The sequence below is a fragment of the Corallococcus carmarthensis genome (assembly GCF_003611695.1).
Lineage (GTDB): Bacteria > Myxococcota > Myxococcia > Myxococcales > Myxococcaceae > Corallococcus > Corallococcus carmarthensis.
Genome location: NZ_RAWE01000048.1, coordinates 1 through 11486, shown reverse-complemented (window position 1 = coordinate 11486; position 11486 = coordinate 1). Strand labels below are relative to the sequence as shown.

At 69.9% G+C, this 11486-nt stretch carries 12 protein-coding genes and 1 tRNA gene; 9 read left to right on the top strand and 4 right to left on the bottom strand.

From position 1 onward, the window contains the following. Positions 1–33: 33 nt before the first annotated feature. A complete protein-coding gene (locus D7X32_RS15550; RefSeq protein WP_120603328.1) occupies positions 34–906 on the top strand; it encodes a MaoC family dehydratase in 873 nt (290 codons plus the stop codon). Between the two features lie 48 nt (positions 907–954). Here D7X32_RS15550 and D7X32_RS15545 read toward each other — a convergent pair whose 3' ends face one another. Then, on the bottom strand, positions 955–1191 hold the full coding sequence (locus tag D7X32_RS15545) for a helix-turn-helix domain-containing protein (RefSeq protein ID WP_043321491.1): 237 nt from the start codon (positions 1189–1191) through the stop codon (positions 955–957). Between the two features lie 334 nt (positions 1192–1525). Here D7X32_RS15545 and D7X32_RS15540 point away from each other — a divergent pair, with 334 nt between their 5' ends. The 6 genes from D7X32_RS15540 to D7X32_RS15515 all read left to right on the top strand — a co-directional run bounded on the left by D7X32_RS15540 (position 1526) and on the right by D7X32_RS15515 (position 7714). Further along, entirely contained in the window at positions 1526–1933 is a 408-nt protein-coding gene (locus D7X32_RS15540) for a (deoxy)nucleoside triphosphate pyrophosphohydrolase (RefSeq protein ID WP_120603327.1), read from the top strand. Positions 1934–1935: 2 nt separating this feature from the next. Next, entirely contained in the window at positions 1936–2874 is a 939-nt protein-coding gene (locus D7X32_RS15535; protein WP_439329000.1) for a hypothetical protein, read from the top strand. Positions 2875–3022: 148 nt separating this feature from the next. After that, the gene (gene ftsH / locus D7X32_RS15530; RefSeq protein ID WP_438358963.1) at positions 3023–5068 is read left to right on the top strand and encodes an ATP-dependent zinc metalloprotease FtsH; all 2046 of its coding nucleotides are present in this window, start codon (positions 3023–3025) and stop codon (positions 5066–5068) included. Between the two features lie 105 nt (positions 5069–5173). Then, complete coding sequence (locus D7X32_RS15525) at positions 5174–5422, top strand: RNA polymerase sigma factor region1.1 domain-containing protein (RefSeq protein WP_120527041.1); 249 nt, start codon at positions 5174–5176, stop codon at positions 5420–5422. Positions 5423–5506: 84 nt separating this feature from the next. After that, positions 5507–6097 (top strand): nucleotide exchange factor GrpE, encoded by a 591-nt coding sequence (locus D7X32_RS15520; protein ID WP_120603325.1) that lies wholly within the window; start codon positions 5507–5509, stop codon positions 6095–6097. An 84-nt stretch (positions 6098–6181) separates the two neighbouring features. After that, on the top strand, positions 6182–7714 hold the full coding sequence (locus tag D7X32_RS15515; RefSeq protein WP_120603324.1) for a trypsin-like peptidase domain-containing protein: 1533 nt from the start codon (positions 6182–6184) through the stop codon (positions 7712–7714). A gap of 18 nt (positions 7715–7732) precedes the next feature. On the opposite strand, the gene D7X32_RS15510 is transcribed toward D7X32_RS15515, so the two are convergent. Beyond that, entirely contained in the window at positions 7733–8368 is a 636-nt protein-coding gene (locus D7X32_RS15510) for a DUF6066 family protein (RefSeq protein ID WP_120603323.1), read from the bottom strand. Between the two features lie 208 nt (positions 8369–8576). Between D7X32_RS15510 and D7X32_RS15505 the strand changes: the two genes are divergently transcribed. Beyond that, positions 8577–8936 carry a PilZ domain-containing protein gene (locus D7X32_RS15505; protein WP_120555309.1) on the top strand — a complete coding sequence of 120 codons (360 nt, stop codon included), beginning with the start codon at positions 8577–8579 and terminating at the stop codon, positions 8934–8936. Positions 8937–9019: 83 nt separating this feature from the next. Here the strand turns inward: D7X32_RS15505 and D7X32_RS15500 are convergent, their stop codons facing one another. Continuing rightward, positions 9020–10570, bottom strand: coding sequence for a Glu/Leu/Phe/Val family dehydrogenase (locus D7X32_RS15500; protein ID WP_120603322.1), 1551 nt, complete (start codon positions 10568–10570; stop codon positions 9020–9022). 298 nt (positions 10571–10868) lie between these two features. Here D7X32_RS15500 and D7X32_RS15495 point away from each other — a divergent pair. Beyond that, positions 10869–10944 (top strand) — tRNA-Thr (locus tag D7X32_RS15495). A 158-nt stretch (positions 10945–11102) separates the two neighbouring features. Here D7X32_RS15495 and D7X32_RS15490 read toward each other — a convergent pair. Continuing rightward, on the bottom strand, positions 11103–11486 hold a 384-nt coding region (locus D7X32_RS15490; RefSeq protein ID WP_147450166.1), incomplete at its 5' end, for a sulfite exporter TauE/SafE family protein.

The window sequence follows — 11486 nt, the reverse complement described above, 5'->3', positions numbered from 1 at the left end:
CGCGGCGGGGGCGGGTGTCGGAGAATCCGCCGCATGTCCGCTCCCATCCTCGACCTGCACTCGCTCCCGGCGATGCCCGCCACGCTCCTGCGCGCGGCGCTGCCCTTCGGGAAGTCCCGGGGCCGCACCACGCTGCCGGCCCTGACGCTGCGGGCCCATGGCTGCCGCGCGTCGCCCGTGCTGCTGGAGCGCTACCGCACCGCGTGCGGCTTCGACGCCGACGGCTTCCTGCCGCTCACGTACCCGCAGGTGCTCGCGACGCCGCTGCACCTCCAGCTCCTGGGCCTGCCCGACTTCCCGTACTCCGTGCTGGGCACCGTGCACGTGCGCAACCACATCCAGCAGCACCGCCGCCTGCCGGACACCGCCGCGCTCACCGTGGCCTGCCGCTTCGACGGCCAGCGGGAAGTGCCCGCCGGCCACGAGTTCGACATCGAGACGCGGGTGGAGTCCCAGGACACGGGCGAGCTGCTGTGGCAGGCCGTCAGCACCATGCTGCGCCGCCATGCCACCCGGAAGGACGCGGATGGCGCTCGCAAGGCCCCGCCGCCGGACGACGCGCGCTTCGCGTCCAGCCGTCCCTCGCCCTGGAGCATCCCCGCCGATACCGGGCGCCGCTACGCGCGGGCCTCCGGCGACTTCAATCCCATCCACCTCACCGCCATCACCGCGAAGCCCTTCGGCTTCCCGCGTGCCATCGCGCACGGCATGTGGACGCTCGCGCGCTGCGTGTCGGAGTTGGGGGAGGCGGCCCAGGCGGACGCGCTGGGGCTGGACTGCGACTTCAAGAAGCCCCTCCTCCTGCCCTCCCGGGTGACGTTCCAGACGGCTCGCGAGTCCGCGGGCGTGGCGTTCCGGGTGCTGTCGGAGGAGGGGAAGCCGCACCTCGTGGGGCGGCTGGGCTGAAGAGACGGGCGGCGCGCCGGCGGGCCGGAGAGGGGCCCGCCAGACGCGTCAATCACTCAGCTCCGGGAGGTCCGGCAGGCTGTCCGGATCCAGCTTCATCAGGGCGCACAGCCGGCTCAGCGTGGGGATGGTGGGGACCATCACCCCTCGCTCGACGCGGGCCAGGACTTCCACGCCCAGTTCCAGATGCTCGGCGACTTCCTCCATGGAGAGCCCCGCCTGCTGCCGCGCTGCCTTCAGCGCGGCGCCAAGCGCTTCGGCCCGCTCTCTCCGACTCTGTGTCATCCCCCGAGCATGGCGCCATCCGGCCCTCGCGTCACTTGAATCCCACACGCCCCCCTCGTGGATGGCGGCCCGGCCGGGGAGCGCCTCCTCCTGACGTGAAGTCCCCAACAGCCCGCTCCCCCCAGGGTCCAGCCCTCCACCGGGCCTTCCGGAGCCCCCACGCCGAGACTCCGGACCCGCCCCTCCAGGACGGGGCCGGGCGGGGTGGCCACGCGTCCCGGCCATGCGCACGCTGCTCCCAAGGAGGGGCCTTGCGCATTGGCGCCGGGCAGGCGCTGTGTTACGCCGCCGCACCCTGCCGTCCATCTTTGGGACCCCAATCGAGGAGAAGTGAATGACCCGTCGTCACGTGCGAGTCGTCGGCGCGATGCTCCAGAACGAGATGGGTCGCTACCTCATCACCCAGCGTCCTCCCACCGCGTCGCTGCCCCTGTTGTGGGAGTTCCCGGGCGGCCGGGTGGAGGAGGGGGAGCACGACGCGGTGGCGCTCGCCCGCGAGCTCCAGGAGGAGATGGGGGTCCACATCGAGGTGCTCGAGCAGGTGATGCACACCCGCCACGAGTACCCGACCTACGACATCGACTTCCGCGTGTTCCGCTGCCGCCTGAGCCACCCGGACGCGGAGATCCACCACCTGCGCGTGCACGACCACCGCTGGGTGGCGCTGGAGGAGATGGGCCAGTACCGCTTCCCCGACGCGGACGCGAAGACGCTGGCCCGGCTGCTGGACCTGGACCACTGACCGTGCGTCCCTCCACGCGCTTCCTCGCCGCCGCGGGCTTCCTCGTGTCCGCCGCCTGCTCCAGCTCCCGTCCCACCCCCACCGGCGCCAACGCGCCGGACGCCGGCATGCAGCAGGTGCCCGCCACGGGGATGGAGGGCTGCGTGATCTACGCGGACGGCCGCAAGACGGGCGCCGTGCCCCGCCAGGTCCCGGAGCTGTCCGGGCTGGCCGCCAGCCAGCAGCACCCGGGCATCTTCTGGGGACACAACGACTCCAACAACGCCTTCGAGCTGTTCGCCCTGGACGAGACGGGCGCGGTGAAGGCCACGTTGAAGCTCACCGGCGCGGACCCCCGCGACATCGAGGACATCGCCGTCGGCCCGTGCGCGCCCGGCGGCAAGGAGTCCTGCATCTTCCTGGCGGACACCGGCGACAACTTCGAGCGGCGCAAGGAGGTGCGGCTGTTCCGGCTGCCCGAGCCCGCGACCGTCGCGGACGCCACGCTCCCGGTGGAGTCGCTGCCCTTCACCTATGAGGACGGCGCTCACGACGCCGAGTCACTCATCGTCGACACCCGCTCCGGCCAGGTGGGCGTGCTCACGAAGACGCGTGCGTCCCTGGGCGACCTGTACGCGGTGGAGGGCCTGAAGCCCGGCGGCATGGGCAAGGCTCGCAAGCTGGGCACCCTGCGCGTGCCGGATGACGTGGACCGCCTGTCCACCGCCGCCGCCCTGCACCCCTCCGGCGAGCGCCTGCTGGTGCGCACGTACACCCGCGTCTGGGAGCTGCGCCGCCCGGACGCGAAGCGGCTGGAGGACTTCGTCCAGGCGCAGGTGGTGGAAGTGCCGGGAGCCAGCCAGGCCCAGGCCGAGGCCGTGACGTTCCTCGAGGACGGGCGCGGTTACCTGTTGGGCAGTGAGTTCGCAAGGGAGCCCCTGGTCCGCGTCGACTGCCGCTGATCGGACAGTCGGGCCCGCGTTCGTCGTCGTCCTGTCACGCCCTGCGGTTGACGGCTTGGCGGGGGTGACCATCTTTGGCCGGCTGAGGGAACCGTCATACGACATGGTGTCGTGTGTACGGGGGAGGGGGAGGGCGAGCGTGCCGACGATGAAGCCACAGGACCTGCCGCCGGGGATGGGCCCGCGCGGAAAGAAGAGCGACAAGCCAACACCCACGAAAGGTGGGTTCAAGTTCGGCTCACCACTGGGCTACATCCTCCTGCTCGTCCTGGGGTTCCTGCTGTTCCGGAACGTGTTTCAGGACGCGGGCGTGCGCCGGGTGTCGTACAGCCAACTGCGCGACGCGGTGGAGAACAACCAGTTCAGCCGTGTGCAGATCTCCAATGAGTGGGTGAAGGGCTTCCTCAAGGACAATGCCCAGCCGCCTCCGGGCGAGCGCGGCACCCTGCGCAGCGAGCCCAGCGCCCTGCCGTGGATGGCCTACCGCGTCCCCGGTGACGAGGGCCTGGTGCCCCTGCTGGAGCAGAAGGGCATCCAGTTCGAGGCCGTCCCGCAGTCGAGCTTCAGTGAAGTGTTGTGGATCTGGCTCATCCCCATGGGCCTGCTCATCCTCTTCTGGAGCTTCATGATGCGCCGGATGTCCGGCGGCATGGGCCAGGGTCCGCAGAGCGTCATGTCCTTTGGCAAGACGCGCGCGAAGGTGCAGGCGGAAAACGACACCGGCGTGGGCTTCAAGGACGTGGCTGGCGTGGACGAGGCCGTGGACGAGCTCCGCGAGATCGTCGAGTTCCTCAAGACGCCGGAGAAGTTCCGCCGTCTGGGTGGCCGCATCCCCAAGGGCGTGCTGCTCGTGGGCCCTCCGGGCACGGGCAAGACGCTGCTGGCCCGGGCCGTGGCGGGTGAAGCGGGCGTGCCCTTCTTCAACCTGTCCGGTTCGGAGTTCGTGGAGATGTTCGTGGGCGTCGGCGCGGCCCGTGTCCGCGACCTCTTCGCCCAGGCCACCGCGAAGGCGCCGTGCATCATCTTCATCGACGAGCTGGACGCCATCGGCAAGAGCCGCAACTCGGGCGTGGCCGGCGGCCATGACGAGCGCGAGCAGACGCTCAACCAGCTGCTCGCGGAGATGGACGGCTTCGACAGCCGCGCGGGCCTCATCATCCTGGCGGCGACGAACCGTCCGGAGATTCTGGACAGCGCGCTGATGCGCCCGGGCCGCTTCGACCGGCAGGTGCTGGTGGACCGTCCGGACAAGCGCGGCCGTGAGCGGGTCCTGGAGATCCACGCCAAGGGCGTGAAGCTGGGCCAGGACGTGGACCTCAAGCAGATCGCCTCGCGCACGCCGGGCTTCGCCGGCGCGGACCTGGCCAACGTGGTGAACGAGGCGGCGCTGCTCGCCGCGCGCAAGAACCGCGACGCGGTGATGCGGGCGGACTTCGAGGAGGCCATCGAGCGCGTGGTGGCGGGTCTGGAGAAGAAGAACCGCCGCATGAACGAGCGCGAGAAGGAGATCGTCGCGCACCACGAGGCGGGCCACGCGGTGGTGGGCTGGATGCTGCCCTACGCCGAGCGGGTGACGAAGGTGTCCATCATCCCGCGAGGCCTGGCGGCGCTGGGCTACACCATGTCGCTGCCCCTGGAGGACCGCTACCTCATGTCGCTGGACGAACTGCGCGACAAGATGGCGGGCATGATGGGCGGCCGCGCGGCGGAGGAGATCTTCATCGGCGAGGTGTCCACCGGCGCGTCCAACGACATCAAGCAGGCGACGGAGATCGCCAAGATGATGGTCCGCGACTACGGCATGAGCACGCTGGGTCCGGTGGCGCTGAGCGGTGAACAGGGACCGGGCTTCTTGCGTTCCGCGGGCCTGCCGGAGACGCGCAGCTACTCCGAGCAGACGGCGCGGATGATCGACGAAGAGGTCCGCAAGATGGTCTCCGAGGCGCTCGACCGCGCCCGGGAGGTCCTCAACGTCAACCGCGAGAAGGTGGAGGCCCTGGCGGCGCGGCTCCTGGCGACGGAGGTCATCGAGGAGGAGGCGATGATCACCATCCTGGGGCCCAAGGTGCAGGCGCAGCGCGGCCTGCTCCACCCCGAGGCCCGCACGGTCATCTCCGCGCACCCCGTGGGGGGCACGGAGTCCGAGCCGGCCGTCCCGCCCACGCAGCACGCTGAAGGCAAGCTCGACTCTTGAGCTGAGCCTGCCTGCCCTCCGGGCAGCCCTTCGCCCACCGGATCCACCGCCAGCCTGCGGTGACCGGTGGGCGAAATTACTTTCCAACGACAAGGAGGCGTCGCCGTGGAGAACCGGATTGGGAAGAGCTACGTCGCGCGGAAAGCATTGTTCGCCAAGGGCCTGAAGGACGGCCGGCTCACGGTACAGGAGATCGAGGAGGCGCTGCCCCCGGGGACGCTGACGGCCGCCGAGCGGTGGCTCCTCTACTACTCCCTGCGCGCCGCCCAGGTGGAGATCATCGACGAGGTGACGGGGCAGGTGGATCACGGCTTCATGGCGGAGGCGCCGCCCGCGGCCCCCTCCAACCACTAGGCGCGTTGACAGGGCCTCCCTCGCGGTTAGGTTCGCGCCGCTCACCGAGGTCCGCTTCTTCCAACCCCTGGCGCAGGTTCGACAATGGATGGCAATCCCCGCAGCGATGAGACCCCGGAGACGCAGGCCCCCGCCGACACCCAGGCGGAAGGCGCGGACTCCGACACGCAGGCCGAGGCTGCCCAGGATGGCGAGGTGGCGCGGCTCCGGGCGGAGCTGGAGGCGGCGCGCAACCGGGTGAACGAGCTGGCTCGGGGGCTCCAGGACCTCACCAAGGACCGGGAGGAGTTCAAGCAGCGCCTCACCCGCGAGCGGGAGCGGATGCTGGACGTGGAGCGCGGCAACGTGGCCCGCACGCTCCTGGAGGCCATCGACGAGCTGGACCTGGTGCTGGCCAACAGCCAGCAGGACACCTCCCCCCTGGTGCAGGGCGTGCGGATGATCCGCGACAGCCTGCTGTCCAAGGCCCAGGCCACCGGCATCGAGCGCCTCCAGGTGGTGGGGCGCCCGTATGATCCGAATATCGCCGAGGCGGCGGACATGGAAGTGACGCCGGTGCCGGCCGACGACCAGAAGGTGGTCGCCGAGTTCCGCGCGGGCTACCGCCTGAAGGACCGCATCATCCGCCCCGCCCGGGTGAAGGTCGCCCGGTACGTGGCCCCGGCCCAGGCCTGAAGTCCCTCTCGTGCCCGCGTCCCCTGAAATCCGGGGCGCGGGCCGGGAAGGGCGGAGGCCACCGGTCTGTTGGGCCCTGACGCCATGGCCCGCCGTGTAAGCTGCCGCCCCGTGTCCGTCCGACTGCTCAGCGTCCTTTTCGCGGTGGCGCTCGCCCCGGTGGCGGGAGCCGCCGAGGATCCGCTCACGCCCTGGCTCCAGGCCCGGGTGCGCGAGCACATCGCCTTCTTCGCCGCTCCGCTGCCCGTGGCGGACGCCCCTGCCACCGCGGGCGTGTCCTCGCTGTGGCGCGAGCGTCCCAAGGGCTACGCGGGCCTGCCCCACTTCACGCCCCCCACGTCGCTGGCGCCGCTGATCCGCGCGGTGGAGGCGGGCGTGGTGAACATCACCACGGTGGCGCCCGGCGCGGTGGTGGGCGCGGTGAAGCGCTCCACCGGCTCCGGCTTCGTGCTGACGCCCGACGGGCTCGTGGTCACCAACAACCACGTGGTGGCCAACGCGCAGGGCCCGGAGGTGAACCCGTCCGGCTCCGGCGTCACGCCCGGAAAGGATGGCCCCCGCGAGGTGCCGGTGCAGCAGGTGTCCGTGCGGCTGGCGGACGGCCGCGAGTTCCCCGCCGACGTGGTGGGCCGCGACGCGTCCACGGACGTGGCGCTCCTGCGGTTGAATGGCGCCGGGCTGGGGACGCTGCGCTCGGTGTTCCTGGGGGACTCCGACGCGCTGGAGGTGGGGGACTGGGTGGTGGCCATCGGCAACCCGTTCGGCCTGGACCACTCGGTGGCGCACGGGATGATTTCGGCGAAGGAGCGCGTGCTGGGCGTGGGCCAGTTCGACGACTTCATCCAGACGGACGCGCTCATCAACCCCGGCAACTCCGGCGGCCCGCTCTTCAACATGAAGGGGGAGGTGATTGGCGTGAACACCGCCATCATCAGCGAGGGGCAGGGCATTGGCTTCGCGGTGCCCATCAACCTGGTCAAGGACCTGCTGCCCAACCTGCGGGAGAACGGGAAGCTGGAGCGCGGCTGGCTGGGCGTCGTCATCAACGAGGACGGCGCGGACGCCACCGCCACGGCGCCGGTGGTGAAGGACGTCTACCGGGGCAGCCCCGCCGCCCAGGCGCACATCCGTCCCGGGGACCGGCTGGTGGCGGTGAACGGCCGGCCCATTGGCAGCTACCTCCAGCTGTTGCGCAAGGTGGCGCTCCTGGCGCCGGGCACGGAGGCGAAGCTGACGCTGCTGCGCGACGGCGGCACCCAGGAGGTGGCGGTGCGGCTCGTCGCCCGGCCCGCGCAGGAGGCCACCGAAGGGCTCTCCAACCGGGGCGGCAGCTCCGCGAATGATCTGGGGCTGGTGCTGCGGGATTTGACGCCGGAGGTGGCGGCGCCCCTGGGCTACGAGGCCTTCCTGGGCGCGCTCGTGTCCGGCGTGCTGCCGCGCAGCCCGGCGGAGCAGGCCGGCCTTCGCGCGGGCGACGTCGTCATGGAGGTGAACCGCCGCCGGGTGAAGGACACCGCCGCGGTGAAGGCCGCCCTGGAGCGGGGCAGCGCCGGGGCCAGCATCCTCCTGCGCGTCCAGCGGGGCGACGCGCTCCAGTACATCGCCATCGCCCGCTGAACGCCGCGGCCGGCCGCGCTACTTCGCGGCCGCGTCCTTGCCGTTGATCCACAGCCCCATCTGGTTGCCGGTGCGGCCCTCGGTGACGAGGATGGCCTCGATGCGGGCGTTGACGCCGTAGTTCTTCCCGCCGCCCTTCTTGGGCAGCGTCCACACCGACTGCGGCGTGAAGACGACCTGCGCGCGCACGCCCCGGGTGCTGAAGACGCGCTGGAAGGTGCCGCCGTTCCACATCTCCGGCGCCGTGCCGCTCACCGTGAGGTAGTTCATCACCGGGTTGCCCTGCGCGTCCGCCTTCTTCGGCGCGCCGTGGCTCATGCCGTACTTCCCGCCCGCGAAGAAGGGCGTGATGTTGATGGTGTACTCGTTGGTGCCGGGGTTGAAGTCGCCCGCGGACAGCATGCCCGCGTCGTCCTCGGTGACGATCATGTACAGGCGCTTGCCCGTGTACTTCTTGCGGAAGGCCTCCGCCTGCTGCTTGCACTGCGGATCCACGAGCGCCCCGTCACATTCGCCCACGTACTTCTCCAGGAAGGCCCCCAGCCCGCCCAGGGGCTCGGACTCGTCACGCAGCTTCGCGAAGCGCGAGTCCACGTCGGCCAGGGCGAGCGTGGGCACAAGGAGGGCAAAGGCGGCGGCCAGGAAGCGGTTCACGGAGAGAAACTCCCGGAAAAAGGGGGGATGGACAGCCCTCGGATGCTGCCACTGAAGGCCGCGCCGGGGGCAGCGCTTTCCCGTGAAACGGAACAGGGTGCGCCAGCGTGCGTCATGGTGTGTCAGGGTGGATGTAGGTGATTATTTGCCTACATCTGGCTACCGTGTAGTTTGCCCCTGTCCCCACCTGTTTCGGAGCCCTCCCCGAATGAACACGCAGCCCCAGGAACGCCGCTCCAACCTCCGCTTCGACAAGATCTTCACCGTGTACCTGTCCACGCAGGACGGGATGATGCGGGGCATTGGCCGCAACATCAGCGCGCGGGGCATGTTCATCGAGGTGCGCGACTCGCTGGGTCTGGGCGAGAAGCTGAAGGTGACGTTCGCGGGCGAGGACGGCACGGAGATGACGTGCCTGTGCGAGGTCCGCTACCAGGTGGCGCTGGCCTTTGGCCGCAAGGACGGGCGGCCCGGCAACAGCCGCGGGGTGGGGCTGCGCATCGTGGCCTACGAGACCCTGGATGACGCGCCGCTGCTCCTGGTGGACCGCGAGCGGGTGATGCACTGAAACACCACGGGGCACGGCCCTTCCCCTTGTGAAGAGGGAAGACACCGTGCCCCGGGGGGCGAAGCGGGAGCCGGACGGACCGGTTACTGCGAGAAGCCCTCGAGGAGGTAGTGGGCCTCGATGCGCTTGAGCGCGAGGATCATCGCGGCGCAGCGGCTGTCCACGGTCTTCCCGATGCAGTACGGGCGGCTGTCGTGCATCTCCGTCTTGCGCGGCTGGTTGCGCGAGATGTCCCGGATGATGCGGTAGTTGCGCTTCATGGCGCGCTCGAGGCGCTGATCGACTTCCGCCTCGCTCCAGCGCTCCATGCGCTTGTTCTGGATCCACTCGTAGTAGGACACCGTCACGCCGCCGGCGTTGGCGATGATGTCCGGGATGAGCTCGATGCCGCGCTTCTGCAGGACGCGGTCGGCCTCCGGGGTGGTGGGGCCGTTGGCGCCTTCCGCGATGAGCTTGACCTTGAGGCGCTCCGCGACGTCCGCGGTGATTTCGCCACCGAGGGCGGCGGGGACGAGGATGTCCGCCTGCACGTCCCACAGGTCCTTCTTCTCGATGCGCTGGGCGCCGGGGAACCCGATGACGGAGCGCTTGAGGTTCTTGGGGTCCGCCACGTAGGCGGCCAGCGCGTTCACGTCGATGCCGTCGCCGTTGAAGACGGAGCCGTCGGCGTCGTTCACCGCGAGCAGGCGCGCGCCCATGTTCGACAGGATGATGGCGGCGTGGCTGCCCACGTTGCCGAAGCCCTGGAGGACGAAGGTCTTGCCCTTCACGCTCTCCCCGCGGTCGGCGTAGTAGTCCTCGATGCAGAACGCGACGCCCTGGCCGGTGGCCTTGCCGCGGCCTTCGGAACCGCCGATGCGCACGTCCTTGCCGGTGACGATGCCGCGCAGGTTGTGGCGCTCGCGCTCACCGTCGGAGAACTGGCGGTAGAGCAGCGCCATGATCTCCGGGTTGGTGCCCACGTCCGGCGCCGGGATGTCGATGTTCGGCCCGATGAGGCTCTTGAGCCGGTACATGAAGCGCAGGGTGATGGCCTCGATCTCCTCGCGGCCGTACTCGCGCGGGTCCAGCTGGATGCCGCCCTTGCCGCCGCCGAAGGGCACTTCCGCGATGGCCGTCTTCCAGGTCATCTCCGCGGCCAGGGCCTTGAAGAGGTCCAGGGACACCTCGCGGTGGTAGCGCAGGCCGCCCTTGTACGGGCCGCGGGCCTGGTTGTGCTGGACGCGGTAGGCCTTGAAGCGCTGCGACTCACCGGGCACCAGCTGGTAGACGAGCCCGTCCGGCAGGCGCAGGTGGCCGTGGCGGATGGCGACGTCGGAGCCCAGCAGGGCGCGGCCGTTCAGGATGAGGTTGCCGTTGGCCAGGCGCTCCAGGCCTTCGGGGTTGCGCACCTGGGTGACGGGCAGGTCCGCGAAGGTCTTGGCCTCCTCCGGGAGCAGGGGGACCAGGCGGTCCTTGAGCTTCGCGGTGACGTAGAAGATGTGCTCGTAGTCGGGCTCTTCGAGCTCCAGACGCACCCGCTTGTCCAGGCCGATGAGATCCGCCGCGAAGTGGAAGATCTCCATCGCCTCCGTGTAGATGGTGCGCTTGGGCGTAGGGGCCGGGGCGCGCATGAAAGTCTCTTCGCTGGCCATGATGGAACGTGCTCCTTGAGGGCCCACCTGGAATGGGGGCCGCTGGGGAAAGCGGTGCCCTTATGTGCATAGGCGCCACGCGAGTTCAACCGCGCTGGCAGGCGACCATTTCTCCAAATAATGGAGAAAAGTCGCGGACTTAGCCGACGCGGTGTGTCACTCCGCCAGATGCGCTGTGTCATGAATGTCAGGGCTTCTGGGGGATAGAAGCGGGCGTGGGGGAGGGCGCTTGAAAAGGCGCGGAGAAACTCCTTGCCGGGTCCGGATGCGGATGGTACTTACGCGCCGCTTTCGGTGCGCCGACATAGCTCAGTTGGTAGAGCAACTGATTCGTAATCAGTAGGTCTCCGGTTCAAATCCGGATGTCGGCTCCAAGAAGAAGAAGGCCGGTTGCCCCTGTGGCAGCCGGCCTTTTTCGTTTTCTGGGGCTCGGAGGTTCGCGCGCGGCTGCCGTGGCGGGTGACGCACGGATGACGATCGTGAGCACGGTCAACGGCGCGAGTATCCGCCTCTCCTTGAACTGACAGGGACTTCACCGGGGCGTTGCCGCCGTGGCGGCCGCGGGCGTCGCTTGCGCATCGCCCGGGTGCGTGAGCGCCGCCCGGTTCTTGAAGAAGATGAAGACGCCCATCACGACGAGGAAGACGGAGAAGGCCCGCTTGAGCGCCGCCTGGGAGACGTAGTGGGACGCCCAGGTGCCCATGAGGATGCCCGCCACGGCGATGGCCGTGAAGATCCCCAGGTAGAGCCAGGGGACTTCGACGTGGCCCAGGTAGCCGGCGAAACCCACGAAGGAGTTGAGCGCGATGACGAGCAGGCTGGTGCCCACCGCCTGCTTCATGGGCAGGCCCACCAGGAGCACCAGCGCGGGGACGATGAGGAAGCCGCCGCCCACCCCCACCAGGCCCGTGAGCGC